The organism is Gehongia tenuis (assembly GCF_014384795.1).
Taxonomy (GTDB): domain Bacteria; phylum Bacillota; class Clostridia; order Christensenellales; family NSJ-53; genus Gehongia; species Gehongia tenuis.
In genome coordinates this window covers 315,520-341,627 of record NZ_JACRSR010000001.1, presented here as the reverse complement: position 1 = coordinate 341,627, position 26,108 = coordinate 315,520, and the positions used below count along the sequence as shown (strand labels likewise).

Sequence of the window (26,108 nt, the reverse complement as noted above, 5' to 3'; positions counted from 1 at the left end):
GGCCTGTTGTCAACCGAATACCAGCGGCCAAAGCCCGGCCAGGCCGTGGATCAGCACGCACAGGATCACTCCGGTGAGGGTGGGCAGCAGAAAGGCGAGGGCGGTCCATTTGAGGCTGCCCGTTTCCTTTTTTATGGTCCAAAGGGTGGTGGCGCAGGGGAAGTGCATGATGGTGAGAATCATCACGTTGACCGCGGTCACCATCGTCCAGCCCTGGCCCTTCAGGATGGCGGCGAGCTCCGCCATGGAACCGGCCTCGGTGAGGGTGCCGGTGGCGAGATAGGCCATCAGCATGATGGGGATCACCGTTTCGTTGGCGGGGATGCCCAGGATGAAGGCGGCGAGGATGACGCCGTCCAGGCCCATCAGCCTTCCGGCGGGATCGAGGAAGGCGGTGAAGGCGGAAAGAAGGCTGCCCTCCCCCACCTCAATGTTGGCGAGCAGGAAGATGAGGATACCGGCCGGCGCGGCCACGGCGGCGGCGCGGCCCAGCACGAACAGCGTGCGGTCCAGCACGGACCTCACCAGCACTTTGGCGATCTGCGGTTTGCGGTAAGGCGGCAGCTCCAGGGTGAAGGCGGAGGGCATACCCTTTAGGAGGGTGCCGGAGAGGATGCGGGAGACGGCAAGGGTGGCGAAAACGCCGAGGAGCACGGCCGCGAGCACGGCCGCAGCGCCGGCGGCGGACCCCAGCGCGCCGCCGAAGAACACCGCCGAAATCGCAATCAAGATGGGAAACCGCCCGTTGCAGGGCATAAAGTTGTTGGTAAGAATGGCGATCATGCGCTCCCGTTCGGAGTCGATGATCCGGCATCCCACCACCCCCACCGCATTGCATCCAAGGCCCATGCACATGGTCAGGGCCTGTTTGCCGCAGGCTTTGGCCCGCTGGAAGTAGCCGTCCAGGTTGAAGGCGATGCGGGGAAGCACGCCCAGGTCCTCCAGCAGGGTGAACAGGGGGAAGAAGATGGCCATGGGCGGCAGCATCACGGAGACCACCCAGCCCAGGGTGCCCACCATGCCGTCCACGATGAGGCCCACGAAGAAGGCGGACATACCCAGGTTCAGCAGAACGGGCTGAAGCCAGCCCTTCAGGGCTTCGAAGGCCTGCGCCAGATAAGCGGAGGGCACGTTCGTCCCGGCGATGGTGATCCAAAGGATGAGCGCCAGAAAGGCGATCATGATGGGGATACCGAACCGCTTCGAGGTGAGGATGCGGTCCACGCGGCCGCTGCGGTGCCCACCGGAAACCACCTTAGCCGCCACCCTGCCGGCCTCCTTCGCCCGGCACTGGGCGCCATAGGTCTCGGGCGAGGCATCCACGAGCTCCTTGAGCTGCGCCCTGGCGCCCTCAATGAGGGTCCAGGTCTCTTTTTTCGTGCGGTCCGGCTGTGTTCCCGTGGCCAGTTCCAGGGCGACCAGCGCCGCATAGCGGCTGCCCAGCACGCCTGCCAGTGCGCCGATCACCGGTTCGGCCCTGCCGTAATGCACCGGATCCCGGGGGGCTTGCCGTTCCGGCACGCCTTCCCCGTCGCCGTAGAGCGCCCGATAGCGCTCAAGAGCGCTTCTCGAGGCGTAGGGGCATCCCCTGCACGCTCTTCCATGGGGGCAGTGCCCCCTTCCACTCCGCGTGCCTGTCGGCTTTCCTTGCCCGGCGTTTTCCGCCATGCGGGCCTCCCGATGGCTTCCCACCGCTTCGGCTCCCTCCTGCGCCGTTCGCATATCGTCTTTGGGGCAGTGCCCCCTTCCACTCCGCGTGCCTGCCGGCTTTTCCCGCTGTTCGTTTTCAGCCGCGCCCTCCCGCCGGTCCGGCTGTCCGGCTCCAGTCGGGCTCTCCATATCCATGGCTTTTTCCCGCTGGTTCCCGCGGTCATTTGCGGGTTCGGGGCCAGATATCCCACAATATCTGTAATCGCTTTCACTATTCGCATCCAAGGCTTTTTCCTCGCATGCACAATCTATTTTTTCACCGGTGCCTCCGCCCCTTTTGCTGGCTGCGCACGGGGCCGCGATGGGGCTGGTCTGCCCATCACCTTCGCGCTTCCGGCCGGACGCTCCATTCTCTCCCCACGGATCGGCGGTCCTCTGACACCGCCCTTCGTCCTCCGCTTGGCATGCGCCGTCCATCGCTCCCTGCCCATACTCTCCGTCTCCGGTCACGGCGACGGCAGCCTCCATGAGCTCGGCAAGCCCCTGCTTTTTTGCGGCGGCGGTGGGCACAACGAGAACGCCCAGCTGCCGTCCGAGGGCGTCCGGGTCCACCTTGAAGCCCCGCCGGGCGGCCTCATCCATGAGATTGAGGCACAAAACAACCCGGGGGGTCATCTCCAGGATCTGCAGTGCCAGGATCAGATTGCGCTCCAGGGCGGTGGCGTCCAGCACCACGATCACCCCGTCCGCGCCGCCCAGGATGAAATCCCGGGCGACCTCCTCCTCCGGCGAATGGGAGGACAGGGAATAGGTACCGGGGAGATCCACCAGCCGGACCTCCCGCTCGCCCACCCAGGTGCGGCCCTCGGCAAGCTGAACGGTCTTGCCCGGCCAGTTGCCGGTGTGCTGATGCATGCCGGTGAGGGCGTTGAACAGGGTGGATTTCCCCACATTGGGGTTGCCAGCCAGGGCGAGGGTGAGCCCGCCCTTCGTCGATCTACTCATACAAACCTCCTACACTTCCACCAGAATGCCCTGGGCGGCGTCCCGGCGGAGGGCCACCACAGCGCCTCTGAGGAAGAATGCTCTCGGGTCCCCGCTGGGCGAGATGAACAGCGGCGTGACGGCGCTGCCCTCCACAAAGCCCAGATCGGACAGCCGTTTTTCAAAACCCCCGTTTTCCCGAAGCCCGCGGATCACGGCTTTCCTGCCCTCGGGCACTTCGTTCAGAGGGATCACTTGATTCATCATAAGTCATCTTTCCTTTGGTTAAAATTTGTGTTTTAGCCAGGGGAAAAACTTTCCCCCTCACCGATATACTATGTGCCCCCTTTGCATAAGGTGATAGAAGGCGAAAGAAAGGAGCAAGGGGTCATGACGGGATTTAAAACGGTCCGGGGCTACACCGGAGAGAATCGGCTGATGGAGGAGACGGGGCTCACCACGGCCATGGAGGACTACGTGGAGATGCTGCGGCGGCTGTCCCCGAACGGGGCGCCGGTAAAATCCGGGGATCTGGCCCGGGCGCTGTCGGTGAGCGACCCCTCGGCCAGCAAGATGGCGGGGCGGCTTTTGGCCCTCGGGCTCATCGCCCATGAGAAGCACGGCGCGCTCACCCTCACCGCGGAGGGGCAGAAGCTGGGCGATCACCTGCTTGCCCGCCACCGGGAGGTGGAGAGCCTGCTGCTCAACCTGGGAATCCGCCGGGAGGTGCTGCGCCAGGCGGAGCTCATCGAGCACCATTTCACCGAGGAGGCCATGGTCCGCATCGCCAAATTCAACCGCTATGTGCGGGAGAATCCGGGCAATTTTGTGTCATTTTGGAAAGATGTTTGAAATTAGCGCCAGGACCGATTATAATAGGGGAGTATGCAACACAAACGTACGCTAGGAGGATATTCGATGAAACCAAAGAAGATACTGGCGGCGGTCATGGCCGTGGCTCTGATGGCCTCCCTCACCGCCTGCGGCGAGCCCACCCCCATGGACAGGGTGACGAAGGCCCTCAGCCGGGTGGACAAGGCCAAAAGCTACCATGGCGTGAACAAAATGTCCGTATCCGTCACCGCCGAGGGCGTGATGAATTCGGAGATCGATCTTGTGACCAGCGTGGATTTTGTCCGTTCCCCCAAGATCATCGCCCACGCCCAGGGCTCCCAGACCCAGGGCGGGGAGGACGGCTCCACCACCACCCTGGACAGCTATCTGGAGGAGAACGGCAAGAAGTTTGACAAGTACACCTCCACCAGCAGCATGCCCTTCGAGGCCGGCGAAGTGGACAGCGCCGACAGCTACGATCTTCTGGCCCAGATGGCGGTCTATAAGGACGCCGACTTCCTGAAGAACGGCGAGGCCGTCCTGGACGGCGAGGAGGAGATCGAGGGCCGCATGGCGGACCGCATTCTCATCACCGTCAAGAACGACGATCTTTTGAACTACATGGAGATGCTGGGCATGTACAGCATGCTGGAGCAGATGACGGCGGGTATGCCCTACCAGCCCATGATCGAATCCATCGGGGATGTGCCCTTCATGGTGTGGGTGGACCAGGAGAACGGCAATCTCCTCAAGATCCACGCCGACTTCACCGAGGCCTACAGCATCTGCATGGGCACGCTCTATGCCGGCACCTGTGAACGCATGATCATGGAGTACACCTTCTCGAACTACGACAGCGTGACCATCGAAATACCCCAGGACGTGAAGGATCAGGCCGGCACGTCCCTGCTCAACAAGTAAAAGGAAGAACGCTTCCGGGCGGTCCGCAGTGAAGAATATGCCGGACACGGTTAAGAACAGCCGTGTCCGGCTTTTTTTGCCCCCGCCCGCCAAAGGACGGCCAAATCATCAAATCCCTGGAAAAACCGGCCCTATTGACATCCCGCCCATGAATATGTTAAAATACTTGTGTCTGAAGGAGTCTTTAGCGTAGAACACTTTCGCACGTTTTTTTCCTCTCTCATTTCCGGTCTGCCCTTTTCTTCCGGATATTGTAGTGGCGAAAGGTTTTAAAGACTCTTTTTTTTTGCACTTTTTTGGGCAAAACTATTGACAACGGCCCCGCCAGCATGTATAGTATAAACAGTAACAGTAATCATTACTATTTACCAGCAACTGGCGTCCCGCCAGACTGTTTCCAAGAAGGTGGTGACCATGGCAGAACAGCGATACTCCCGCCAGCGCCAGGCCATTTTGGAAGCGGTGAAATCGTCCCATGCCCATCCCACGGCGGAAATGGTCCATCAGGCCATCCGGGCAAAGATGCCCAGCATATCCCTGGGCACGGTGTACCGCAACCTCAAGGTGCTCTCGGCAAACGGCGAGATCAAGCCCCTGTACGGGGACGCGAACAACCTGCACTACGACGGTCGGTGCGACGACCATCCCCATCTGGTGTGCACCCATTGTCATCAGGTGTATGATATGCCCGATGAATGGGTGAAGCGGCTGGGTCCGCTGGACGAGGTGAGCACCCGGCACGAGATTGACTTTGTGGATATCACATTCTACGGCGTGTGTGAGCACTGTCGTACAAATAAGACGAAAGAGGTGGAGTTTTCATGAAATTGGAAGGCAGCAAGACTTTGGCTAATCTGATGGCGGCGTTTGCCGGGGAGTCCCAGGCACGCAACAAGTACACCTACTATGCTTCGAAGGCCCGGAAAGAGGGTTACAACCAGATCGCGGACATCTTTGAGGAGACCGCGGGCAACGAGAAGGAACATGCCAAGATGTGGTTCAAGCTGGCCAACGGCGGCATCGGCACCACCGCGGAGAACCTGAAGGATGCGGCGGCGGGCGAGAACTACGAGTGGACGGATATGTACGCCACTTTTGCCAAGGAAGCCTATGAGGAAGGCTTCGATCACATCGCCAAGCTGTTCGAAGGCGTGGCCGCCATCGAGCGTTCCCACGAGGAGCGTTACAAGGCCCTGCTGAAGAACGTGGAAGAGGGCAAGGTATTCACCCGCGAGGGCGAAATGGTATGGATCTGCGCCAACTGCGGCCACATCCATGTGGGCAAGGAAGCGCCGGAGACCTGCCCGGTCTGCGCTCATCCCAAGGCCTACTTCCAGCTTCGTGCGACCAACTACTAAGATAGAAAAACGCGAATAGACTCCTTCAGACACACACCGTCCTTCCGCCCGCCGGGAAACCTGAGCGTTTCCTTGGGGGCGGGAGGGCGGTTTTATTTCCCCGGGCGGCTCCGTCCCCGGCCCCCCACTTGCCCACGCGCCAGCCCCGCCAGCTCTCCCGCCGCCCCCGCGCCCAATTCACCGGTCCTTCAGCCCCTTTGGCGCCCGACCCCCACTGGCACCCTCACGCCAGGCCCCATTCCGGGCTCCATTTTTCGGAGAAAAAGCTTCCTATTAAATAACGCACACCGCCGCCCCCGCGGCCCTGCCTTCCCACCTGCCAAATCCCCCCGGCAGCGCCCAGTTTTTCCTGGCGGCCCACCGTTCTTTTTCCCGGCGGCCCACATACATATAGAAGGAGCCCATAGGTTGACAAGCCGGCCTTCTTTATGGTAATCTTACCAAGGCGAGGGAGTAGTTCGCGCCTCGGCGTGATTTGTCAACATTCTGGCCCGGCGACAGGCCCGGCCTGGCAAATCTTCATGAACGAGACTCGTGCATGGGTTTTCTCATGCACGGGTTTTTTTAGTGTAGGAGGGTAAGAATGAGTATCTTAGAGATTCTGCTGATCGCCGTGGGCCTGGCCATGGACGCCTTTGCGGTCTCCATCTGCAATGGCATCACGGTGCGGGACTTCGGCAAACGGGAGGCGCTGCTCCAGGGAGCCTATTTCGGCCTGTTCCAGTTTGCCATGACCGCCATCGGATACTTTGCGGGCCGGTCCGTGTCGGTGTACATCGAGAACATCGATCACTGGGTGGCCTTCGGGCTTTTGGTGGTGATCGGCGGCCATATGATCTATGAATCCCTCACCCACAAGGAGGAAGGCTGCACAAAGGGCGATGCCAAGACGCTGATGAGCCCGAAGCGCATGACGCTGATGGCAGTGGCCACCAGCATCGACGCGCTGGCGGTGGGCGTGAGCCTGGCCATTCTCAGCGTGAACATTTGGCTCTCCGCGGCCGTCATCGGCGTGGTGGCCTTCGCCTTCGGCTTTGGCGGCGGGTTCCTGGGCCGCAAGGTGGGCAGTCTGATCCAGAAATGGGCGGAGGTCGCCGGCGGAGGCATTCTGGTGCTGACCGGCGTAAAAATTCTGGTGGAACATCTGTTTTTAGGCGGCTAACTTGACATTTTGACAAATTTCTACTTTATTCTCAAAAAGAGTTGCTTTTCCTGGGCCAAATGAACTATAATCATAGTATCAAAGAATATACTAAATATGGAAAAGTTCCCTAGGGAGTATTTCCCTAAAGCCTTAAATCTTCGCAGATTTATGATACAATGGATGAAGAGGTGGTTGCTTTGTATACACGTCTTCGTGAAATGCGAAAAAGAAGAAATTTGTCCCAGGCGATGCTGGCCAAGGAGCTGAATATTGATCAGAGCACCTATTCGGGCTATGAGACGGGCAAATCAGGGATTCCGCTTCGAATCATGGTGGATATTGCCAAGTACTATGGGGTAACGGTGGACGAGATGCTGGTCGACGAGGACGAGGACGAGACAAAAAAAATCGGACTCATCCGAATCCGATAGATCTGGCGGATCGCGGCGGTCCGGCAGTCCTGCCCGAGCCACCCGGCCCCGGCCACCCGAGCCACTGGCCGCTCCACTCAGCCGTCACCCGGCCCCGGCCACCCAAGCCGCCCGCCGCTCTGGCGCCCGCGCATCTGCTCCGCTTCCTGCGGCACCGGCATTTTATTTAGCGAGTGATTTCCGCGGTGGAAGCGCCGATGAGCGCGATGAGGTCCTGGGGTGCCAGCACGATCTGGTGACCGATCTTTCCCCCGCTGACCAAAATATAGTCCTTTTCCAAAGCCGTGCTGTCCAGCACTGTGGGAAAGGCTTTTTTCATGCCCAAAGGGGAACAGCCGCCGCGGATGTAGCCGGTGATGGGGAGGATATCCTTCACGTGGACCATCTCAATGGACTTGACGCCCACCGCACGGGCCGCAGCCTTCAGATCCAGCTCCCGGTTCACAGGAATAACAAACACGAAGAAGCTTCTGCCGCCGCCCCAGGTGACCAGCGTCTTGAATAGCCGATCCGGGCTTTCGGAGAGCTTTCTGGCCACCGACAGGCCGTCGATGGCGCCGTCCTCCACATCATATTTTCGGGTTTCATAGACCACACCCGCCTCATCCAGCTGGCGCATGGCGTTGGTCTTCATTTTTGTTCTCATCCCTATCCTCCCAAGATTCCTGAAAAGGGCCCTCAACGCCTCATCAAGGCGCAGGGCCCTTCGTCTTTTTTATGACTCCGGAGCCCTCAAGCCCCGGTATTTCCTCATGTTCGGCCTGGCCGGCGCCGCTCCCCCGGCCTTCATCCCGCCGGGCCGCTCCTGCCAGTTCTCCCGGTCCCATTCTTCCCGCCGGGCCCAGCCACCCCCCGGTCTCATTCTTCCCAGCCCCGTGTGTTCCGGCTCCTTCAGACGACGGCTCTTTCAGCCGGCGGGCTGCGGTGCGCCGCGGAAGGGTTTGACCAGGCCCTGGCTGCGCAGCCAGGCCACGGTATCCCGCAGCGTATCGGTGAGCGATCTGGGGTGATAACCCAGTTCCAGCTCCGCCTTGCCGTGACTGAACTTGGCGGGGCAGCTCAGGGTATACAGCGAGTAGGCCGTGTACAGCGGCGGCTGGCGCAGGATCTTGTAATAGGTCTCCGCCAGCGGCGCGGTGAATTTGGCAAACCATGTGGGCAGCACCGTGCGGATGGGCTTTTTGCCGCTCACCTCGGCCAGCACCCGAAGGAGGACCGGAATGGTGCAAAAGGCGCCGGAGAGAATGTAGCATTCCCCGGTGCGTCCCGATTCGGCGGCGGAAAGAATGCCGTCCGTTACGTCCCGGACGTCCACGAAATCGTAGCCGCCGTTCACGCAGGCGGTCAGCCGCCCGTCGAGAAAGTCCTTGATCAGCTGGGTGAGGTGTCCGTGTCCGTAGTCCCCCGGCCCCAGAATGCCCGATGGGTGGACCACCACGGCGTCCAGCCCCTCCAAAGTGGCGTCCAGCACCCGCTGGGTGGCCTCCGCCTTGGTGCGGGCGTACAGCCCCTCCACCCGGTCGGGCCGGAAGGAATCCACTTCGGTGATGGTCTCCCCCTTCTCCCCCGGCGGAATGGCGTGAACGGAACTCACGTGGATCAGCCGCTCCGCCCTGTGGCGCAGACAACCGTCGACGATGTTCTGCGTGCCCTTCACATTCACATCGTAGACGTTTTGATCGAACTTGGACGCAATGGACACGATGCCCGCGGCATGGATCACCACAAGCCTGTCGCCCTTTGGAACCGTAAGGAACGGCTCCAGAGAGACGGCGTGTCTCACATCGCCGGTAAACATCTCCGCCGAGACGCCCGTGAGCGTTTTGGAATGATCGCCGGGCAGCGCCAAAGCGCGCACCCGTTCACCCCTTTGGGCGAGCACGCGGACCACCGTGCCGCCCAGATGGCCCATGGCCCCGGTAACGCCATAAATCGTACTCATGGGAACCGCCTCACTTCCATCTTTAGTATAGCACAATTCTCCTCAAAACGGAAATATTTCTAGTCCTCTTCCAGCAGCCAATTGGGATCGACCCTGAGAATCCTGGCCAGCACCTTGACCTCGTAATCGGTGACGATGCGCTGGCCCTGTTCGAGGCGGCTGATGGTCTTTTGTTCCAGCGTGACCGCCTCCACCTGCAGCCGCGCCGCCAGCTCCTCCTGGGACAGTCCGAGCCGCCTGCGTGCCTCGCGGACTCTGGATCCCACGATGTTCCGTTTGCCGTTATATCCGTAAATCTTCATATATCCCCGCCCATGTACTCAAAATTTGTAACCACTTTTTTGTCATTTTTTATTGACTTTAGCATTCATCCTTGTTAGTATTACCCTAATGATGACTAATCATACAAATTATCATCATTGAATAACGACTACAAGAAGGGGCGCAAGATGAGCAGAAAGCCTAGAAAAAGATTGCCTCGGGAAGAGGAGGAGCTGATGTACATTCGCATGAAGGCGCTGAGAAATGTGTATCAGCTTCAGCAGAAATTTGTGGCGGAGCGGCTGGAAATCGATCAAAGCACCTATTCGTGCTATGAGAACGGCAAGCTGGACCCGCCCATCCGCGTTCTGTCCATGCTGGCGGATATGTACCACACCTCCGTGGACTACATGTCCGGCCGCACGCCGGAGTTCGACCCCTATCCGCTGACGGAGGGCCGGGTCTATCCCTGGCCGCAGCTCCCGCTGCCGGATACTCCGCCCAGACACACCCGGGGCCCGGCGAAGGATAAGGGCGACAAAAAATAAAGCCTGACACCCTGTCAGACTCCATTTAAATGGTTTTATTCGGGGATCATTGGATCTCCTGTTCCAGTGTATCAAAAATCTCGCTGCTGAAAAACTGGCCCAGGGTGATGCCGAAGCTGTCGCACAATTTTTTGAGCGTCACGATCCCTGGATTTTTGCTTTCCCCGTTCATGATGCTCTTGACGGTGGACTGGGGCACGCCAGCATCCAGGCTGAGTGCATTGGTTGTAATGTCCCTTTCCCTGCACAAATCGTTCAATCTTTGACGCACAGCTTCGCAGACGGTCACGCTTTCACCTTCTCCCATGATCTATATTATATAATAAACCATGGGAGAAAATCACATTAGTGACATTTCACTAATTATGTGCGTAACACAAAATTTATTGCAAAATTACCATACTATGGCTATTGCTCCTCCAGATTTTCCAGGGCCACCCGCACGGCTTCGATGACAAAGGCAGAGAAGGTGCAGTCCCTGCCCCGAATGACATCCTCCACATGGGCGATGAGATCATTGGGGAAACGGATGCATTTGTTGGTGGTGGGCGGAATGGAGGGAATCTTAAATTTTTTCAATCAATCACCCGCAATACTTTTGTAATAGCTTCAGTATACCCCCGCGGGCACAAGTTTTATGCGTAACAAACGTATTGCAGAATGCGTACCATACATGAAAGGCGCCCCCGAAGGGGCGCCTTATTTTCCACGTTATTTTAAATAAATTGTGTTTGGATCCCAGTCGAACTCGAAGATGTAGTAGCGCTCGTCGGACTGCTTGACCGGGTCCACCGGGCTCTCGTAGACCAGCTTCAGATTCTGCCGGCTGAGGGCGCCGCTGTAGTGGGCCTTGTCCAGCACCACCAAAATTTTGTCGTCCTCGTCAAAGTGGGTCTTGATCCTGCGGATGACCTCGTTCTGCTTGCTGTTGACCATGGCGTTGTATTTGGCGTTCCAGGTGACGTAGGAACCGAATTCCTGCTGATCGGCGTACCAGACCTTCTTTTCGTCCTTGAGGAAGGGCACGATGGAGGAAACATAGGCGCTGCCGTGGCCCACGATGATGTAGTCATCGTACTTCTCCTCGTTCAGGAAGCGGGCGGCGTAGACGCTCATGGAGGTGTACTGGCGGCCGCTAGGCTCGCCCACGTTCATGGTCCAGGGGTTCAGCTTGACCAGGCCCATGTACAGGCCGTCCACCGCCATGAAGGCGAGGAGCACCGCCAGCACCACCGCCACAGTGCGCCGGAGGGGCATCAGGGTGCGGGCGATGAGCCTGCGCGGGTTTTTGAGCCCGTCCTCGGCCATCAGCCAGGCGGAAGCCACCAGGAACAGAATCATCATCTCGCTGTGGCTGGCGTAGATGAAGCAGATGACCAGAAAGGGCGCGCCGCAGCAGCAGGCGGTGAGCCACAGCGTCGAAAGCTTCGGCCCGGCGCTGAGGAAGAAGAAGGCGATGAGAAAGCACATGAGCACGATGCCCGTCACCCCGGCCCGTCCGAAGAGGGCGAGGCCAAAGCGCTGCATGCCGTAGGAGATGGTGCCCACCGCCTCCCAGAAGCCGGAGGGCGTGGCGGGAACCGCATATTCGTTGGTGCCGATGCTGCCCATGAGTGAGACCACCAGCGCGATGAGGGCCGCGAGCTGGATCGCCGCGCCGATCACCCGGGCCCGGTCCAGTTCCTTTCTCCGTCCATCCCGCACCAGCTCCACCAGCGAGACCACAAAGATGCCGCCGGCCAGTCCCGCGCCGAACACGTGGGTGTTGGCCAGAAGGCCGCACCAAAGGGCGAGGCGGATGGGATGCTCCCGCCGCTTCGGGAAATCCTTCACCGCGAGGAACAGCAGCAGGAACATGAGCATGTAGCTGCGCGCCTCCACGGCGTACTGCACCATGGGCATGCTGAGGAGGATGAGCGCCTTCACCGGCCACTTGAAGGGCGCGTGCTTCACGATCACCCACACGGTCAGGGCGTAAAAGACCAGATTGATGGCGTGCATGGTGCCGTAGGGCAGTCCCAGATGGGCCAGCGGCCACAGGATGAGATACCACACCGCCGGATGCCCCTCGTACTTCAGCTGCTGGAACAGGCCGGTGAAGGAGGTATCCCGGGCAATGAGCCAGGCCTGGGCCTCGTCCCGCCAGGGCACGTAGTAGTAGAGCAGGTACAGGGCGACGGCGGTGAGCACCGCGACCACCGCCAGCTCCCAGCGGTTTTCCCGGATGAAGCCCCTGACCCTTGAGGCAAAACCGGCGGCTCCGGACCTGCCGGAGCCGCCAGGGATGCATTCACGTTCAGCCATCGTTTTTCTCCTCATGATACTCCTGATCGGTGTTGACCGCCCAGATGTTGGCCTTGTCCCGGACGCCGGCGAGGATGTTGTCGGCGGCGAGGAAGGCAGTGGCCATGGAATGGTCCATGTTGTTGTAGCGGTGCTGACCGTTCCGGCCCACGCAGTAGAGATTTTCAAGGGTGTTCAGGTAATCGATCACCCGGTCGATCTCGTAATAGGTATCGAAGTAGGCGGGGTAGGCCTTTTTGACCTTCTCCCGGTGGGCGTCGATCACATCGGAGGCGCGGATGATGCCCATCCTCTCCAGCTCGTCGGCGGCGAAGGCGATGCACGCCTCATCGGACATGTTCCAGAAATCGTCGCCCTCGTCGCAGAAGTACTCGAGACCGATCCACACCGTCTTTTCCGGGTCCTCCACCAGATAGGGGGACCAGTTGTTGAAGATCTGGATGCGTCCCAGCTTCACGTCCGTGTCCTGCACGTAGATCCAGCAGTCGGGCACGATGTTCGCGAGGGTCTTCATGTCGGTGTCGTTTTTGAGGTTGAGCCTGGGGACCAGAAGGCCCACGGTGACGAAATCCCGGTAGGGCAGGCCGCCGGCGATGCGCTTCACCTCAAAGTCGGGCTCGTCCCCCTCCATCCCGAGGATCAGGTCCTTCACCGGCATGGAGGAGATGAATTCATCGCCGGTGAGCTCCTCCTTGCGGCCGTCCTTCATGTAGCTGACGGAAACCACCCGGTTCCCCTCGATCCGAACGGCGGTGACCCGGGCCTCCATAAGGAGGGTGCCGCCCATCTTCTCCACCTCGGCGGCGGCGGTTTCCCAAAGCTGGCCCGGCCCAAACTTGGGATAATAGAACTGCTCAATGAGGGAGGTTTCCACCTTCCGGTCCTTCTTGCCGAAAGCCCGGGCGAACATATCCTTCAAAATGGCGGTGACGGAAAGCCCCTTCACCCGCTGGGCGCCCCAATCGGCGGCAATCTGGCTGGGATGCCGGCCCCACAGCTTCTCGGTGTAGCCCTCGAAGAACATGCTGTACAGGGACTTGCCGAAGCGGTTGATGTAGAAGTTCTCCAGGGAATCCTCGGGCCGCTTCACGCACATGCTCTTCAGGTAGGAGAACCCGCCCACCAGCGTGCGCCTCGCGCCCAGATTCTTCAGGGTCTTGACCTTGAGGGAGATGGGATAATCGAAAAACTTCCTTAAATAATAGATGCGGCTCACCCGGTGGCGGACCAGCATCACCCGGTCCTCCTTTTCGGGATCGGGACCGCCCTCGGCAAGGGGCATGGTCCGGCCCAGCCGCTTATCGTCGAAGGTGGGCGCGCCCTGGGTGGGCATCATTTTCTCCCACCAGTCGCTGACCCGGGGGTCCTTGGAGAAAAAGCGGTGACCGCCGATATCCATGCGGTTGCCGTTGTGCCGCACGGTGCGGGAGATGCCGCCGATCTCGCCGGTCTCCTCCAGCACCACCACCTCATAATCCTTTGAGCGGGATAAGATTTCGTGCGCCGCCGTAAGGCCCGCAGGCCCGGCTCCAATAATGACCACCCTTTTCACGTTCTACCTCCTGAAAAAGGAGGGCCTTCCAGCCCCCCGTCCGTTCAATTCATGTTAAAGTATATCGCGCTGACGCCTATTGTCAACCGATTCCACAGGAAATTCCCCGGCTTGACACAATTCTCCATAATATTGGGACCCGCGGCGCCCGGCTCCGGGGGATGCTCAGGGCTCCACGCCGTCCGGTTCGTCCGCCGTATCCGGTTCCACGTCCGCGGGCTCCGGTTCGTCCGCCGTCTTCGACCCCTCGTCCGCGGGCTCCGCCGCCGTCAGGGCCGCCGCTGCCGGCTCATCCCCGTCCCGGCCGCTGTTCTCCAGCTCCTCCACCGCTTTGAGGCGCGCCTTGTCCTCCTGCTCCCGGTAGTACTCGGCGAGCTCACGCTTTTTTCGCCGGAAAAAGACCACCGCGCCGATGGCAAAACCGATGACAATCATCAGCACGATCATCCCGCCGCCGAGGCCGTTCTCCGTGCCGGACGCGCAGCCGCCAAGAAGCGCCGCCGTCAGCATCAACAGTCCTGCCAAACCCCACTTTTTCATACCGCTCGCCTCTTTCGCAAATTGGTAAAATCGGCCCAAATGGACAGCCGTCCGAGCCATTATAGCACAAAACGGGCTTCCTGACCCCCAGGAAGCCCGCAAACAAATTGTAAACTTTTTATGTACTTTGTGGCGGGATTAAGGCTTTACCACCAAGAAGTCCCCGGTGGTGCGCACGCCCGCCGCCAGAATGCCCGAATCCACCTCGCCGCTGAAGAGCTCGGCCATGGCGCCGCCGGCGAGCGCATGGATGAGCCGCACCCGCTGTCCCTCGAGATCGGCCAGCTCCCAATGGAGCGTGAGCCCGCTCTCCGGGTCATAGCCCTCCGCCGCCACGGCGACCGCCCGTTCCGGCTCCTCCCAGTCATAGAAGGAGAAGCCCTTGATAAATCCATGAGTAAGCGCTTTCTCGTTGACGGAGATAACGCCGTTTTCCAGGAACACGCCCTCCACGCTGACGTCCCCCGCCGTGACGGCCACACTGCCGGGCGCCGCGATCACCTCGGCGCTTACCGTCTCCACGCTGACCGCCATCCTGCCGGACACCGATCCATCGCCGGCGGCGCTGCCGGTGCCGCCCGCCGCAATCCTGCCGGCGCTGCCGCCCTCGCCCACCACGGCGAAGGTGCCCGCCGCCGTGGCGCGGGTATCCATGCCCTCGGCGTGGCCGCCGCCGGTGAGGGAGGAAACCGCCGTATACACCGACGCGCTGGCGTTGCCCGCCACATTGGCCTCGCCGCTCAGCTTCATCGCCCGGCCGCCGCCGTGAACCGCGGCCTTGTCGGCCCCGGCGCCGGCGGCCACCGTCACCTGGGTGCTGATCTCCACATTGGCGTTTGCCCAGCGGCCCGAACCGTCGTTCTCCGCAAAGCCCCCGCCGTGGATCACCGGCGCTTCGCCGGTGAAGCCGCCGGCAAGATGGAGGATGGTCTGGCCCCGCACCTTGGCAGAGGCGCGCTCATGGTCCTTCGCCGTGGCCCAGCCGCCGCCGTAGACGCACCCGAGGACCGCGCCTTCATCCATTTCCATGCGCACGTCGCCGTTCACATCGGCTCGCGGCCCCAGGCTCCGACCGCCGCCCACGGCGCCTTCCGCCTGGCAGCCGTCCAAAAGCTCCATCCGCACCGAACCCACCGAGGCGTTGAGGCCGCCGCCGTGGATGTATCCCTCCACCCGGCCGCCCACCGTCACCCGGCTTCTGCCCGCGACCTCGCCCAGCCCGTCCTCGCCCCGGCCGCCGCCGTAGACGCTGCCGTGGATCACGCCGCCCATCACCGTCACATCGGTGCCCCGGCCGCCCACATCGGACCCCTGTCCGCCGCCGAACACGTCGCCATACACTTCACATTTCACCAAAGACACTTCCGCGGTGCTCCGGGTCACGGAGACGCCGTTCTCGCCCCCGCCATAAACATCCAGCCGCGCTCCCGTACTGCCCAGCACGGCGTTCACCGCCGTAACGCCCCGGCCCTGCCCGTAAAGGCAGGCGTCGCCGGCCACCGGCGTCAGCGCCACATCGTCCAGCACCACCGGACAGCCCGGCGTGACGGACCCATTCAGCAGGATCGTGTTGCCCTGGCCGCGCACCGTCAGCTTTTCCGGCGCCGCGGACCAGTACTCCCGGGAGCAGGACACATCCTCCTCCAGCACCAGCACGACTTCCCGGTCCCCATAGTCATCCAGCCGGGCCAGCGTCTCGTCGAGATCGCCGTTCGCGGTGAGGATGACGGTTTCGGGCTCGGCCTTTGCCGGTACGGGAAGGAGGATGGAAGCGGCCATGGCCACGCCCAGGAGGGCGCAAAGAACCTTCCGCATGAAAAACCTCCCCTTTTTGTGTAACATCAAGCGCCGGTCCCTCCGGACCGGTATGTTAAGTATACTATGCCCCAAAGGGGAAGAAAAGATATCACGGAAAAACGTAATACTTTTGTAGCGGAATGTTCATTTCCTCCCCGTTCCGCCGGGGAAGTTGTACACCCGAAGATCCACGCCGGCGCGGAGCGCCTCGTCGATGGTGAAGCGGGTGCCCCGCGAGCGCCCGTCCCAGAAGGCGATGACCAGATCGCTGGCCCCCACGATGAGACGGTTGCGCACCAGCGGCGCGCCCCGCCCGAAGCGCTGGTAATCGGGCAGGAAGATTTGAACGGGGATACCCCGCCGGCGGGCCCAGGCTTCGGCCAGCCTGTCGACGCCCTGGGCCCCGCCGCTGATGACGAGGTCGGGGTTGGGGGGGAGGTAGGGGGTCAAATCCAGTTCGGTGATGGCCCGGGAGCCCACAATGGCGATTTTCATAACGCACCTCCGAAAAAACTTTGTACATCATTCAAGTTTAAATGGACTTGATTCAGTTTGCAAGAAAAAAGTGTGTCTAAAATAGACTTACATTAAGTTTATTGGAGGTACAAATGGAGAAATCAAAACTCACTCGCCATATTGGATTGCGCGTCGACCAAGAATTCTATGATAATTTGCACTATCTTGCTGAGTATGAAGGTCGGACGATCAATGGTGAAATTCGCTTTATTGTCCAAAAATATATGCGTGATTTCGAATATGAAAATGGTCCGTTAAAAGAGCTGAAAAAAAGATAGGCAGGCATCCGGCCGCAACGTATGTTATTTAACATAAAAACGAAAAAAAACAAAATTTTTCAAAAACACCGGACAAGCTGCAAAAAAGAGTATATGATGTCGATATGGCTTTCTTCTCTGCATGATTAGTCATCAGTGCTCTGGAGATTTCCATGGAAACGGCCCCTCCTCGGAGGGGTCGTTTCCTTTTGCCGCCCGCTGCATGGATTGAATTTTTGGCTCCCGCCTTGACTTTTATCATTGTAATGGCAAAGGAGGAATAAGTATGTCCAATATTCGAAACATGACCATGGAAGCCCATAAACGATTGACGTTCAATTGTGAGATTGATGCGAAGTTGCACGTGGCAGAAAACCAAGCCAAAAATACGAACGTCCGAATCTCTCATCAAGACGTGCTTGCAAAGATGAAAAAGTGCATTGCCGGCAAAAAGGTCGCGCCCCGGCGTGGGGATTGAAATTCTGGCGCCGATGGGAACCGGACCTCACCGGGCGCCGCCGCCCTCACGGCATCGGGCAAAAGAAAAAGAAGCGCCGCGTGCGCTTCTTTTTCTTTCGGGTCGAACATAGGGCCGACCCCTTTCCGAGGGAAAGATCCTCCAACAATAACTGGCCTTTTATTTGGCCTATCTAAATATAGCTAAGTGATGCGCTGCATGGGCAGCGTTGCCGCGGCCTCCCAGGCCTTTTGGCGGCAGGGCGGCCAGGGCGTTCCGGCGTCCAGATGCATGGCCGTGAAGGCCGACGCGTAGGCAAGGCACGCCGTCGCGGGATGGCCCGCGCTCCAGGCCTTGATGTAGGCGGTATTGAAGGTGTCCCCCGCGCCCACGGCGTCCCGGGGCTCGATGGGAAGGCTGGCGCAGGCGTAGATGTCCTCCCCCGTCAGGAGCAGGCATCCCTCCGCGCCCCGCTTCACCGCCAGCGTGGCGCCGGGCCGAAGGCGCTTATGCAGCTTCTTCGCACACTTCACCACATCCACCGACGGGCCGGTGAGGGCCATCAGTTCGTCCTCGTTCATGAACAGCAGGTCCACCTTGTCCATCCAGGCGAGATCGGCCTTTTTGCCCACGCTCTCCCAGATCACGTCGGCGGCCACCGTTTTGCCCGCGGCCTGCCAGCGGTCCATGGCCTCGCATAGAACCGACCCCGATACATTGGGGGGCAGGGACCAACCGGTCAGGAATATCATATCGCTTTTGGGATCGTCCGTCAAGAGTTTGTCCAGATCATCCACCACGCCGGGGTAGGTCAAAAAGGAGCGTTCGCCGTCGGTTCTGACCGGCGCGTGGGTGACGGAAGTGCCCTTTCCCGGCAGGATATCCACCCCTTCGCCGTCAAAACCCAGCTCCTTCAGCCAGGCCAGAATCTCCCGGCCCGCCTCGTCGTCCCCCACCAGACTGCGGATGGCAAAGTTGTCCATCGAAAGCATCCAGGCCGCCCGCACCATGTTGCCCAGGTTGCCGCCCAGCCGCCGCTCCATACCGGCCACCCGGACCTCCTGGCCCCAGTCCGGCAGCTCCGTCATGCCCTTCAAAAGGACGTCCACCGTCAGATCGCCCAGCGCCGTAATGCTCTTCATTATTCCTCCCTCGTCACCTTGCCCACCGCCGTGGGCTTGATATCCTTCAGGCCCTTGGCCCGGGCATAGTAGTAGTAGATTTTCTCCATCGCCGCCGCAAAGGCTATGGGCGTGACGCCCCAGTGCCCCTTGGGAATCCACACCGTCTCGATGGTTTTCATCTTCCACAGGTCCACGCCCTCCTCGGCCACGATGCCCACCGTGGTGCCTGCGGCGATGAGATCCCGGGCCAGCTTCACCTTGATATCCGCCGCCTTGTCGTTCGGGATCATCAGGATCACGCCGGCGTCCTCCCGGCGGGTGAGCTCGATCAGGCCGTGACGCATCACGCCGCCCACCGAAGCCACCGCCGCCGTGCCGATCTCCTGATAGTCCAGCACCGCCTGATGCACGATGCCGGTCAGCGGCCCCTGCCCGTCGATAATGAGAACGTTCTTCTCCGCCATCATCTTGCCGATGTGACGGTCCGCATGGTCCGCGCAAAGCAGCGTCTTTTCCACCCGCTCCGCCGCCTCGTCGGCGTATTCCTGGGGCGTGAGCATGAGCGGCAGGCCCAGCGCCTTGGCCGCGAACACCGCATAGGCGATGGACAGCTGAAAAGATTTGGTATTGGTGAAAGCGGTTTCATTAGCGGAAAATCCCACCATATACTTGCAGCACATGGATAAAGTTGAGCCAATCCCTTCCGTCACCGAGATGGTGGCTCGGCTGCCCTTGGGCTCGTGGGCCAGCCGCACCGTTTCCGCCGATTCGCCGGAGCGGGACAGGATGAGCAGGGGGTTGGCGTCCAGATACAGCGACGACCCATAGTTGATGAGGTCCGACGTGTTGATCACGTTCATCTTGTAGAAAAGGCCCTTCATTTCCAGCATCTTTTGTGCCACCTCCAGCGCATACAGGGATGTGGCGATGCCGGTGGCGGTCAGCTGGGTGCCCACCGCCGTGGCGCGGACGATATCGTGGATGTCCCGGTAGCCCACGTGATGCTTTTTCAGCGTGGCGGGGCAGTCGTTCAGATCGTTCAGCAGATTTTTAATGGCCATGGACGGCCTCCTTCCATTATTGGATGCGCATGGAGCTGGCGCCAAGATCCATCTCCATGACCACCAGTTGACTGTTCAAGAGGGAATTTTCGTATTCCACCGGCCAGCCCCCGGCCAGCCGGGTGACGCCCTCCACGAAGAAGGCGGGCGCGCCGCCCTCCTGATCGAAGAGTTTCGCATCCTCGCCGGAGAGGGTGACCGCATAGAGGCGCTGTCCGGCGCTCTTGGGCTCGAGGCCGAAGCGCTCCTTCAGCACCGTGTAGAAGGAGCCCTCCATATCCGTGCTGGAAAGCTCGCCGCAAAGGTACTGGGGCACCCACAGCCGCTCGATCATCACCGGCAGCCCGTCACCCAGTCTCAGCCGCTCGCAGTACCACACCGTGGCGCCCGGCGCGATTTTGAGGTTTTCCGCCACATCGGCGCTGGCTTCCTCGCTGCCAAACTTCAGCACCTTGACCGAGGATTTCATGCCCGCCGCCTCGATGAGCCCGGAGGTGCCCTTGAGGTACTGGACGCTTCGGGAAACCCGCCGCCCCCCCATGAAAGCGGGCGCGTTCACGAAGGTGCCTCTGCCCTGTTCCCGGCGGATGAGGCCGTCATCCGCAAGATAGGCCAGCGCCTGGCGCACCGTGGTGCGGGAGACGCCGTAGCGTTCGGTCAGTTTCTCCTCCGTGGGAAAAAGGGAGTAGGCGGGATATTCGCCCTGCTCAATCTTTAGGGTTAGTTCACGCGCCAGCTGCATGGCCAGCGGCACGGAGCTCGTTCGATCCAACATCAACTCAGCCCCCTCTTTAATACAAATTTGTATGTTCCCATTATAACAGCAAACTCCGGTTCCGTCAACGGCCGGTGGCCGCAGCCATTTTTGCCATTCTCCGGCTCCCCGGCCCGGCCGTCTGCTGGCATCCCGTCCGCGCTTCCCGCCGCGGCCTGCCCAGCGGCCGGTGGCCGCAGCCATTTTTGCCATTCTCCGGCTCCCCGGCCCGGCCGCCTGCTGGCATCCCGTCCGCGTTTCCCGCCGCGGCCTGCCCAGCGGCCCGTGGCCGTCTCCATTTTTGCCATTCTCCGGCTCCCCGGCCCGGCCGTCTGCTGGCATCCCGTCCGCGCTTCCCGCCGCGGCCTGCCCAGCGGCCCGTGGCCGTCTCCATTTTTGCCATTCTCCGGCTCCCCGGCCCGGCCGTCTGCGTTTCCCCTCCGGGAGCCGGCACACACAAAGCCGCCCGGCAAACGCCCGGCAAAAAAAACCGAAGGGGCGCCCCCCGGCAGTCGGGAAGCGCCCCAAAAGCGATCTAGATCCGGGCCAGCGCCCTTTCCACATCCTCCTTGATGTCCTCGATGTTCTCGAGGCCCACGGACAGGCGGATCATGCCCGGCCCGATGCCCGCGGCCACCAGCTGCTCGTCGGTGAGCTGGCGGTGGGTGGCGGAGGCGGGATGGAGCACGCAGGTGCGGATATCCGCCACGTGCACCACGTTGGAGGCGAGTTCAAGGCTGTCCATGAACTGCACCGCCTTTTCCCGGCCCCCCTTCACGGTGAAGGAGATGACGCCGGAGGCGCCCTTCGGCATGTACTTCTTCATCAGCCCGTGGTAGGGATCGCCGGGCAGTCCGGGATAGTTCACCGACTCCACCTTGTCGGACGCCGCCAGGAACTCGGCCATGGCCAGGGCGTTCTCCACATGCTTTTCCATGCGCACCGCCAGCGTCTCAAGGCCGAGGTTCAGCAAGAAGGCGGTCATGGCGGCGGGGTAGCACCCCAGGTCGCGGATGAGCTGCACCCGCGCCTTGGTGATGAAGGCCGCCCTGCCGAAGGACTCCGTGTAGGTGAGGCCGTGATAGGATTCATCGGGGGTGGTGAGCCCCGGGAACTTGTCGTTCTGGGTCCAGTCGAAGTTGCCCGAATCCACGATCACACCGCCCACCTGCACCGCATGGCCGTCCATATATTTGGTGGTGGAGTGGATGACGATGTCCGCGCCGAACTCGATGGGCCGGCACAGGATGGGCGTGGGGAAGGTGTTGTCCACGACGAGGGGAACGCCCGCCCCGTGGGCAGCCTTCGCGAAGCGTTCGATATCCAGCACGGTGAGGGCGGGGTTGGCCAGCGACTCGCCGAAGATAAGCTTGGTGTTTGGACGGATGGCCGCCCGGATCTCCTCCTCCGTGGACTCCGGGGAGATGAAGGTGCACTCGATGCCAAGGCGCTTCAGCGTCACGGCGAACAGGTTGATGGTGCCCCCGTAGATGGTGGACGCCGCCACGAAATGGTCCCCGGCGGAGCAAAGGTTGATCACGGCGATGAGGGAAGCCGCCTGTCCGGCGGTGGTGCAAAGCGCCCCCACGCCGCCCTCCAGGGCGCTGATCTTCTCCTCCACCATGGCCACGGTGGGATTGGAAATCCGGGAATACATGTGGCCGGGCGCGGTCAGGTCGAAGAGCTGGCCGATGTGCTCGGTGGAGTCGTAGGTGTAGGTGGTGCTTTGATAGATAGGCATGGCGCGGGGCTCCCCGTTGCCAGGATGGTAGCCCTCGTGCAGGCACTTGGTTTCTATTCTCATGCCGTTTCCTCCTTCGGTAGTTCTTTCCCCAAATTATATCCGATTCCGCCGGGACACACAACAAAATATTGAAGGCGGGGTGCCGATGTGATACAATAGTTCGGGAATCGAAACGTTTTCCATGAAAAAGGAGGGACCCGGGATGAAAAAATGGACGCCTCCCCAGCGGGCCGATGTGTACAGCATGCTGGAAGTGTACGATATGAATACGAATCAGCGGGAGGTGGTGGCCGAGTTCGACCGCGTCATCGAGGCGCCGAACTGGACGCCGGACGGCCAAAGCCTCGTCTACAACTCCCTGGGCCGCATCTACCGCTTTGATCTGGACAGCCGGGAGAGCCGGCTCATCGATACCGGCTATGTGGCCTCCTGCAACAACGACCACGTGCTCTCCCCCGACGGCAAGCTCCTCGGGATCAGCGCCTGGACGGCGGAGGACCAAAAATCCCGGGTGTACATCCTGCCCATCACCGGCGGCACGCCCCGGCTCATCACCCCGGTGGGCCCGAGCTACCTCCACGGCTGGAGCCCGGACGGCAAAACCCTGGCCTACTGCGGCAACCGGGACGGCATCTTCGACGTGTACGTGCTTCCGGCGGAGGGCGGCGTGGAAACCCAGCTCACCGACGCGCCCGGCCTCAACGACGGACCGGAGTATTCGCCGGACGGCGGGCACATCTGGTTCAACTCGGTCAGAACCGGGCTCATGCAGGTGTGGCGGATGAATCCCGACGGCTCGGAGCAGACCCAGATGACCCGCGACGAGGGCTGGAACAGCTGGTTCCCCCACGTCTCCCCGGACGGCAGGGACGTGGTGTACATCTGCTACAAAAAGGGCGACGTGGACCCCGGCGCCCATCCCCCGGACAAAAACGTGGAGATCCGGCACATGCCCGCCTCCGGCGGCGCGCCCCGCACCCTGGCGAAATTCTTCGGCGGCCAGGGCTCGCTGAACGTCAACTCCTGGGCGCCGGACAGCCGGCGCTTCGCCTTCGTCAGCTACCGGCTGAAGTAGGGCCGGGCGTCCCAGCCAGCGCGGGCCGGCCATGGCGCCCAGCGGCAAAATCCAAAATTCTAAAAAGGGGGTCAACCCCCTTTTTTTGTGGGAGGAATCATCCATGAAAAATCATTACGACGTGATCATCATCGGCGGCGGCATCGGCGGCATCATGACCGCCTGGCGGCTGACCGAAAACGCGCCCGGCCTCTCGGTGCTGGTCCTGGAAAAGGGCCGGCCCATCACCGAGCGCCGCTGCCCCATCATCACCGGCCAGGCGGACAAGTGCATCAAATGCGCCTCCTGCGCCATCATGGAGGGCATGGCCGGCGCCGGCGCCTTCTCCGACGGCAAGTACGTGATCTCCACCGAGTACGGCGGCTGGCTCACCGATTTCCTGCCGCCGAAGGTGGTCATGGACTACATCGAGCAGTCGGATAGGATTCTGGTCTCCTTCGGGGCGACCACCGAGCGCTTCATGCCCGACGACGAGCTGAAGCGGCTGTGCCTGCAGCACGATCTGCACATGTCCCAGGCCCAGCTGAAGCATCTGGGGACGGACGACAACTTCAACACCATGCGCCGGCTGATCGAGGCGCTTTCCGAACGGGCGGAGATTGAAACCGGCGCGGAGGCCACCGACGTGGACCCGGACCGCTCCCGGGTGACGGTGCGGACGGCGGAGGGAGAGAAAACCCTCACCGCCGATAGGATCGTCTTTGCCGTGGGCCGGGCGGGCTCCAGCTTCTTCTCCAAGTGGTGCACCGCCCACAAGATTCCCCTTAGTAACAACCAGGTGGACGTGGGCGTTCGGGTGGAGCTGCCCGCCATGATCTGGCAGCACTTCTCGAAGAAGATCTACGAGCCCAAGATCTGGTACCGCTCCACCGGCTACGGCGACACCACCCGCATGTTCTGCTTCAACGAGCGGGGCGCGGTGGTCACCGAGAACACCCGGGGGGTACTCACCGTGAACGGCCACGCCTACCGGGACGAGGCCAAAAAGACGGAGAACTCCAACTTCGCCCTCCTGTCCACCATCCGTTTCACCGAGCCCTTCCGGGAGCCCATCGAGTACGCCCGCCACGTGGCCAGCCTGGCCAACCTGATCTCCGGCGGTTCGGTGCTGGTGCAGCGCCTGGGGGACCTCGAGTGCGGCCGCCGCACCGACGAGAAGCGGCTCGCCCAGTCCACCACCCGGCCCACCCTCCACGCGGTGGCGGGGGATCTGTCCCTTTGCCTGCCCAAGCGCCAGCTGGACAACATCGTGGAGACCCTCCACGCCCTCGACGCCATCGCGCCGGGCACGGCCAATTACGACACCCTGCTCTACGGCGTGGAGTGCAAATACTACTCCGCCCGCCCAGAGAGCGAGGATTTCCGGATCGCCGGCACGAAGAACATCTACGCCATCGGCGACGGCGCGGGCTTCACCCGCTCCCTCTCCCAGGCCGCCGCCAACGGCCTGTACCTGGCGGACCAGCTGACGAAGGAATAGGGCCCGGGCGGGGCGTCGCGCCCGCCGGCCTCTGCCGGCCCATTGCCCGCCGCCCGGCCGCCCAAAAAATGATAAACAGCCTATACGGTGAATTATTTTGCCTTACAAGAAAAGGCTGCTCTAAACGAGCAGCCTTTTTCTTCCGTTCCATTACCCTTAAATTCCAGTTTATCGCTTTCCCGTCAAAATGAAATGCATCAGCTGTTCTGCATCATCAAAGTCGTCATAGTCTCCGATCAGACCTTCCCGATGATACAAAATTCCGTTTTTCTCATTTTCCTCCAGGCAATCCAACAATTTATCTTCCCCATATTTTTTAATAAACATCGTAAAAGTATATGGTTTGATTTGGCTTAATAATCCCTTTTTACAATCCTCCTCGCACATATAGCAATGAGAAACTTCCTTTTGAAGAGAACATTTTTTATTCTCGCACGTGTCATTATCAGGACATTCATTTGAATCACAGCCATGGCAATTTACATTTTCTGAACACACACAACAGGCAAGACCACATCTTGCAATCCCCAATTCTCGTTTCATAGGCACCTCCAAAAATATAAATTTGTCAATGATAAAGACATATTTATTTTATCACGCACATATGCATTTTTCAATCCCATGCTGCACTATGCGCAGTGGCACAGTCAGCCTCCAACGGCCAAGATGAACGTGCTCCGACCCCGTTTTGCGGCGGCAGCTATTCCTCCCTGACGGCATCGGGAAAGGCCGCCATGTTCGCCAGTCCATCATGATCTCCTCGGTGTTCGCGCTGCTCCTCTATGGATTTGGCGTGCTGGTGCAGTCCGCCGGGCAACAGCTCCGGCGTCAGGGTCCCCCGCCCCAATAAAACAAATCAGGACCGGCCCTTAGGCCGGTCCTTTTCTTTCATTCACAGCACTTTGTAGTGGGGCACAATATCCTGGTAGGTGCCGTCCTTCATGAGGAAGCCGCCGGGAATGACGCCAAGGCGCACGAAGCCCAGCTTCTCATAGAGGCGCAGGGCGCGGCCGTTGGACGCGACCACCGCATTGAACTGCATGATGCGAAAGCCCAGCGCCTTCGCCCGCCAAAGGGAATCCCGCACCAGCAGTTCGCCGATGCCCCGGCCCCTCTGGTCCCTGGCCACAGCGTAGCTGGCGTTGGCGATATGGCCGCAGCGTCCCACATTGTTGGGATGAAGGATGTAAAGGCCCGCCGGACCGCTGCCGCCGTCCGCGATGCCCGTATGGGACTGCTCCAAAAAGAAGGTAAGGCCCCCCGCCTCATCCAGAGGCTCCGTCTGGGGAAAGGCCAGGCCGTCCTCCACCACGGTGTTCCAGATCGAGATGGCGGCCGCCAGGTCCTCCCGCTGAAAAGCTCTGACCCGCATGG

General features: G+C 60.8%; 30 protein-coding genes. 11 read left to right on the top strand and 19 right to left on the bottom strand.

The features are described 5' to 3' along the window. Window positions 1-9 precede the first annotated feature (9 nt). Both feoB and H8696_RS01620 read right to left on the bottom strand, forming a co-directional pair. Window positions 10-2,655, bottom strand: a complete 2,646-nt coding sequence (gene feoB, locus H8696_RS01625; protein WP_249314521.1) for a ferrous iron transporter B — start codon at window positions 2,653-2,655, stop codon at window positions 10-12. Between the two features lie 9 nt (window positions 2,656-2,664). After that, window positions 2,665-2,901, bottom strand: coding sequence for a FeoA family protein (locus tag H8696_RS01620; protein ID WP_249314520.1), 237 nt, complete (start codon window positions 2,899-2,901; stop codon window positions 2,665-2,667). A gap of 123 nt (window positions 2,902-3,024) precedes the next feature. Between H8696_RS01620 and H8696_RS01615 the strand changes: the two genes are divergently transcribed. From H8696_RS01615 to H8696_RS01590, 6 genes are all read left to right on the top strand, one after another. After that, a complete protein-coding gene (locus H8696_RS01615; protein ID WP_249314519.1) occupies window positions 3,025-3,486 on the top strand; it encodes a metal-dependent transcriptional regulator in 462 nt (153 codons plus the stop codon). Window positions 3,487-3,552: 66 nt separating this feature from the next. After that, window positions 3,553-4,389: a hypothetical protein gene (locus H8696_RS01610; protein WP_249314518.1), complete on the top strand. Its 837-nt coding sequence runs from the start codon at window positions 3,553-3,555 to the stop codon at window positions 4,387-4,389. Window positions 4,390-4,803: 414 nt separating this feature from the next. Beyond that, the gene (locus H8696_RS01605) at window positions 4,804-5,214 is read left to right on the top strand and encodes a Fur family transcriptional regulator (RefSeq protein WP_249314517.1); all 411 of its coding nucleotides are present in this window, start codon (window positions 4,804-4,806) and stop codon (window positions 5,212-5,214) included. Further along, window positions 5,211-5,747 (top strand): rubrerythrin, encoded by a 537-nt coding sequence (rbr, locus tag H8696_RS01600; RefSeq protein WP_249314516.1) that lies wholly within the window; start codon window positions 5,211-5,213, stop codon window positions 5,745-5,747. Before H8696_RS01605 ends, rbr begins: the two co-directional genes overlap by 4 nt. A 583-nt stretch (window positions 5,748-6,330) precedes the next feature. Then, complete coding sequence (locus H8696_RS01595; RefSeq protein ID WP_249314515.1) at window positions 6,331-6,909, top strand: manganese efflux pump MntP; 579 nt, start codon at window positions 6,331-6,333, stop codon at window positions 6,907-6,909. Between the two features lie 179 nt (window positions 6,910-7,088). Then, window positions 7,089-7,322, top strand: a complete 234-nt coding sequence (locus H8696_RS01590; protein ID WP_249314514.1) for a helix-turn-helix domain-containing protein — start codon at window positions 7,089-7,091, stop codon at window positions 7,320-7,322. Window positions 7,323-7,488: 166 nt separating this feature from the next. Here H8696_RS01590 and ybaK read toward each other — a convergent pair whose 3' ends face one another. The 3 genes from ybaK to H8696_RS01575 all read right to left on the bottom strand — a co-directional run bounded on the left by ybaK (window position 7,489) and on the right by H8696_RS01575 (window position 9,566). Further along, window positions 7,489-7,968, bottom strand: coding sequence for a Cys-tRNA(Pro) deacylase (gene ybaK / locus H8696_RS01585; protein ID WP_249314513.1), 480 nt, complete (start codon window positions 7,966-7,968; stop codon window positions 7,489-7,491). A 261-nt stretch (window positions 7,969-8,229) separates the two neighbouring features. Then, the gene (locus tag H8696_RS01580) at window positions 8,230-9,264 is read right to left on the bottom strand and encodes an NAD-dependent epimerase/dehydratase family protein (protein WP_249314512.1); all 1,035 of its coding nucleotides are present in this window, start codon (window positions 9,262-9,264) and stop codon (window positions 8,230-8,232) included. Window positions 9,265-9,323: 59 nt separating this feature from the next. Beyond that, a complete protein-coding gene (locus H8696_RS01575) occupies window positions 9,324-9,566 on the bottom strand; it encodes a helix-turn-helix domain-containing protein (RefSeq protein ID WP_249314511.1) in 243 nt (80 codons plus the stop codon). Window positions 9,567-9,761: 195 nt separating this feature from the next. On the opposite strand from H8696_RS01575, the gene H8696_RS01570 reads away from it, so the two are divergent. Then, window positions 9,762-10,073 carry a helix-turn-helix domain-containing protein gene (locus H8696_RS01570; protein ID WP_249314510.1) on the top strand — a complete coding sequence of 104 codons (312 nt, stop codon included), beginning with the start codon at window positions 9,762-9,764 and terminating at the stop codon, window positions 10,071-10,073. A gap of 46 nt (window positions 10,074-10,119) precedes the next feature. Here H8696_RS01570 and H8696_RS01565 read toward each other — a convergent pair whose 3' ends face one another. The 7 genes from H8696_RS01565 to H8696_RS01535 all read right to left on the bottom strand — a co-directional run bounded on the left by H8696_RS01565 (window position 10,120) and on the right by H8696_RS01535 (window position 16,761). After that, window positions 10,120-10,362 carry a helix-turn-helix domain-containing protein gene (locus tag H8696_RS01565; RefSeq protein WP_249314509.1) on the bottom strand — a complete coding sequence of 81 codons (243 nt, stop codon included), beginning with the start codon at window positions 10,360-10,362 and terminating at the stop codon, window positions 10,120-10,122. Window positions 10,363-10,481: 119 nt separating this feature from the next. Further along, window positions 10,482-10,652 (bottom strand): hypothetical protein, encoded by a 171-nt coding sequence (locus H8696_RS01560; RefSeq protein WP_249314508.1) that lies wholly within the window; start codon window positions 10,650-10,652, stop codon window positions 10,482-10,484. Window positions 10,653-10,784: 132 nt separating this feature from the next. Next, window positions 10,785-12,377 carry a hypothetical protein gene (locus H8696_RS01555; RefSeq protein ID WP_249314507.1) on the bottom strand — a complete coding sequence of 531 codons (1,593 nt, stop codon included), beginning with the start codon at window positions 12,375-12,377 and terminating at the stop codon, window positions 10,785-10,787. Then, window positions 12,370-13,929, bottom strand: a complete 1,560-nt coding sequence (locus H8696_RS01550) for an NAD(P)/FAD-dependent oxidoreductase (RefSeq protein WP_249314506.1) — start codon at window positions 13,927-13,929, stop codon at window positions 12,370-12,372. Before H8696_RS01550 ends, H8696_RS01555 begins: the two co-directional genes overlap by 8 nt. Window positions 13,930-14,094: 165 nt before the next feature. Continuing rightward, window positions 14,095-14,469 (bottom strand): YeeE/YedE family protein, encoded by a 375-nt coding sequence (locus tag H8696_RS01545; protein ID WP_249314505.1) that lies wholly within the window; start codon window positions 14,467-14,469, stop codon window positions 14,095-14,097. A 138-nt stretch (window positions 14,470-14,607) separates the two neighbouring features. After that, complete coding sequence (locus H8696_RS01540) at window positions 14,608-16,284, bottom strand: hypothetical protein (RefSeq protein ID WP_249314504.1); 1,677 nt, start codon at window positions 16,282-16,284, stop codon at window positions 14,608-14,610. A 126-nt stretch (window positions 16,285-16,410) separates the two neighbouring features. Next, window positions 16,411-16,761, bottom strand: a complete 351-nt coding sequence (locus H8696_RS01535) for an SLOG family protein (RefSeq protein ID WP_249314503.1) — start codon at window positions 16,759-16,761, stop codon at window positions 16,411-16,413. 113 nt (window positions 16,762-16,874) lie between these two features. Here H8696_RS01535 and H8696_RS01530 point away from each other — a divergent pair, with 113 nt between their 5' ends. Continuing rightward, the gene (locus H8696_RS01530) at window positions 16,875-17,060 is read left to right on the top strand and encodes a hypothetical protein (protein ID WP_249314502.1); all 186 of its coding nucleotides are present in this window, start codon (window positions 16,875-16,877) and stop codon (window positions 17,058-17,060) included. Window positions 17,061-17,325: 265 nt separating this feature from the next. Continuing rightward, window positions 17,326-17,517 (top strand): hypothetical protein, encoded by a 192-nt coding sequence (locus H8696_RS01525; protein WP_249314501.1) that lies wholly within the window; start codon window positions 17,326-17,328, stop codon window positions 17,515-17,517. Window positions 17,518-17,699: 182 nt separating this feature from the next. Here the strand turns inward: H8696_RS01525 and H8696_RS01520 are convergent, their stop codons facing one another. The 5 genes from H8696_RS01520 to H8696_RS01500 form a co-directional block, all read right to left on the bottom strand. Next, window positions 17,700-18,638, bottom strand: coding sequence for a carbohydrate kinase family protein (locus H8696_RS01520; protein ID WP_249314500.1), 939 nt, complete (start codon window positions 18,636-18,638; stop codon window positions 17,700-17,702). Further along, a complete protein-coding gene (locus H8696_RS01515; RefSeq protein ID WP_249314499.1) occupies window positions 18,638-19,681 on the bottom strand; it encodes an SIS domain-containing protein in 1,044 nt (347 codons plus the stop codon). Before H8696_RS01515 ends, H8696_RS01520 begins: the two co-directional genes overlap by 1 nt. A gap of 16 nt (window positions 19,682-19,697) precedes the next feature. Beyond that, on the bottom strand, window positions 19,698-20,456 hold the full coding sequence (locus tag H8696_RS01510) for a GntR family transcriptional regulator (protein ID WP_249314498.1): 759 nt from the start codon (window positions 20,454-20,456) through the stop codon (window positions 19,698-19,700). A gap of 64 nt (window positions 20,457-20,520) precedes the next feature. Continuing rightward, a complete protein-coding gene (locus tag H8696_RS01505) occupies window positions 20,521-20,838 on the bottom strand; it encodes a hypothetical protein (RefSeq protein WP_249314497.1) in 318 nt (105 codons plus the stop codon). Between the two features lie 132 nt (window positions 20,839-20,970). Next, window positions 20,971-22,239 (bottom strand): O-acetylhomoserine aminocarboxypropyltransferase/cysteine synthase family protein, encoded by a 1,269-nt coding sequence (locus tag H8696_RS01500; RefSeq protein ID WP_249314496.1) that lies wholly within the window; start codon window positions 22,237-22,239, stop codon window positions 20,971-20,973. A 142-nt stretch (window positions 22,240-22,381) separates the two neighbouring features. Here H8696_RS01500 and H8696_RS01495 point away from each other — a divergent pair, with 142 nt between their 5' ends. After that, window positions 22,382-23,254 carry a TolB family protein gene (locus H8696_RS01495; protein WP_249314495.1) on the top strand — a complete coding sequence of 291 codons (873 nt, stop codon included), beginning with the start codon at window positions 22,382-22,384 and terminating at the stop codon, window positions 23,252-23,254. Window positions 23,255-23,357: 103 nt separating this feature from the next. Further along, window positions 23,358-24,734 carry an NAD(P)/FAD-dependent oxidoreductase gene (locus tag H8696_RS01490; protein ID WP_249314494.1) on the top strand — a complete coding sequence of 459 codons (1,377 nt, stop codon included), beginning with the start codon at window positions 23,358-23,360 and terminating at the stop codon, window positions 24,732-24,734. Between the two features lie 168 nt (window positions 24,735-24,902). Here H8696_RS01490 and H8696_RS01485 read toward each other — a convergent pair whose 3' ends face one another. Next, a complete protein-coding gene (locus H8696_RS01485; protein ID WP_249314493.1) occupies window positions 24,903-25,277 on the bottom strand; it encodes a DUF3795 domain-containing protein in 375 nt (124 codons plus the stop codon). Window positions 25,278-25,626: 349 nt separating this feature from the next. Then, a complete protein-coding gene (locus tag H8696_RS01480; protein ID WP_249314492.1) occupies window positions 25,627-26,106 on the bottom strand; it encodes a GNAT family N-acetyltransferase in 480 nt (159 codons plus the stop codon). Window positions 26,107-26,108: the final 2 nt, after the last annotated feature.

Coding starts and splice junctions, on each gene's coding strand:
- feoB (WP_249314521.1), bottom strand. CDS start 2,655: ATGAGTAGATCGACGAAGGGCGGGCTCACCCTCGCCCTGGCTGGCAAC.
- H8696_RS01620 (WP_249314520.1), bottom strand. CDS start 2,901: ATGATGAATCAAGTGATCCCTCTGAACGAAGTGCCCGAGGGCAGGAAA.
- H8696_RS01615 (WP_249314519.1), top strand. CDS start 3,025: ATGACGGGATTTAAAACGGTCCGGGGCTACACCGGAGAGAATCGGCTG.
- H8696_RS01610 (WP_249314518.1), top strand. CDS start 3,553: ATGAAACCAAAGAAGATACTGGCGGCGGTCATGGCCGTGGCTCTGATG.
- H8696_RS01605 (WP_249314517.1), top strand. CDS start 4,804: ATGGCAGAACAGCGATACTCCCGCCAGCGCCAGGCCATTTTGGAAGCG.
- rbr (WP_249314516.1), top strand. CDS start 5,211: ATGAAATTGGAAGGCAGCAAGACTTTGGCTAATCTGATGGCGGCGTTT.
- H8696_RS01595 (WP_249314515.1), top strand. CDS start 6,331: ATGAGTATCTTAGAGATTCTGCTGATCGCCGTGGGCCTGGCCATGGAC.
- ybaK (WP_249314513.1), bottom strand. CDS start 7,968: ATGAGAACAAAAATGAAGACCAACGCCATGCGCCAGCTGGATGAGGCG.
- H8696_RS01580 (WP_249314512.1), bottom strand. CDS start 9,264: ATGAGTACGATTTATGGCGTTACCGGGGCCATGGGCCATCTGGGCGGC.
- H8696_RS01575 (WP_249314511.1), bottom strand. CDS start 9,566: ATGAAGATTTACGGATATAACGGCAAACGGAACATCGTGGGATCCAGA.
- H8696_RS01570 (WP_249314510.1), top strand. CDS start 9,762: ATGTACATTCGCATGAAGGCGCTGAGAAATGTGTATCAGCTTCAGCAG.
- H8696_RS01555 (WP_249314507.1), bottom strand. CDS start 12,377: ATGGCTGAACGTGAATGCATCCCTGGCGGCTCCGGCAGGTCCGGAGCC.
- H8696_RS01545 (WP_249314505.1), bottom strand. CDS start 14,469: ATGAAAAAGTGGGGTTTGGCAGGACTGTTGATGCTGACGGCGGCGCTT.
- H8696_RS01540 (WP_249314504.1), bottom strand. CDS start 16,284: ATGCGGAAGGTTCTTTGCGCCCTCCTGGGCGTGGCCATGGCCGCTTCC.
- H8696_RS01535 (WP_249314503.1), bottom strand. CDS start 16,761: ATGAAAATCGCCATTGTGGGCTCCCGGGCCATCACCGAACTGGATTTG.
- H8696_RS01530 (WP_249314502.1), top strand. CDS start 16,875: ATGGAGAAATCAAAACTCACTCGCCATATTGGATTGCGCGTCGACCAA.
- H8696_RS01525 (WP_249314501.1), top strand. CDS start 17,326: ATGTCCAATATTCGAAACATGACCATGGAAGCCCATAAACGATTGACG.
- H8696_RS01520 (WP_249314500.1), bottom strand. CDS start 18,638: ATGAAGAGCATTACGGCGCTGGGCGATCTGACGGTGGACGTCCTTTTG.
- H8696_RS01515 (WP_249314499.1), bottom strand. CDS start 19,681: ATGGCCATTAAAAATCTGCTGAACGATCTGAACGACTGCCCCGCCACG.
- H8696_RS01510 (WP_249314498.1), bottom strand. CDS start 20,456: ATGTTGGATCGAACGAGCTCCGTGCCGCTGGCCATGCAGCTGGCGCGT.
- H8696_RS01505 (WP_249314497.1), bottom strand. CDS start 20,838: ATGGCAAAAATGGAGACGGCCACGGGCCGCTGGGCAGGCCGCGGCGGG.
- H8696_RS01500 (WP_249314496.1), bottom strand. CDS start 22,239: ATGAGAATAGAAACCAAGTGCCTGCACGAGGGCTACCATCCTGGCAAC.
- H8696_RS01495 (WP_249314495.1), top strand. CDS start 22,382: ATGAAAAAATGGACGCCTCCCCAGCGGGCCGATGTGTACAGCATGCTG.
- H8696_RS01490 (WP_249314494.1), top strand. CDS start 23,358: ATGAAAAATCATTACGACGTGATCATCATCGGCGGCGGCATCGGCGGC.
- H8696_RS01485 (WP_249314493.1), bottom strand. CDS start 25,277: ATGAAACGAGAATTGGGGATTGCAAGATGTGGTCTTGCCTGTTGTGTG.
- H8696_RS01480 (WP_249314492.1), bottom strand. CDS start 26,106: ATGCGGGTCAGAGCTTTTCAGCGGGAGGACCTGGCGGCCGCCATCTCG.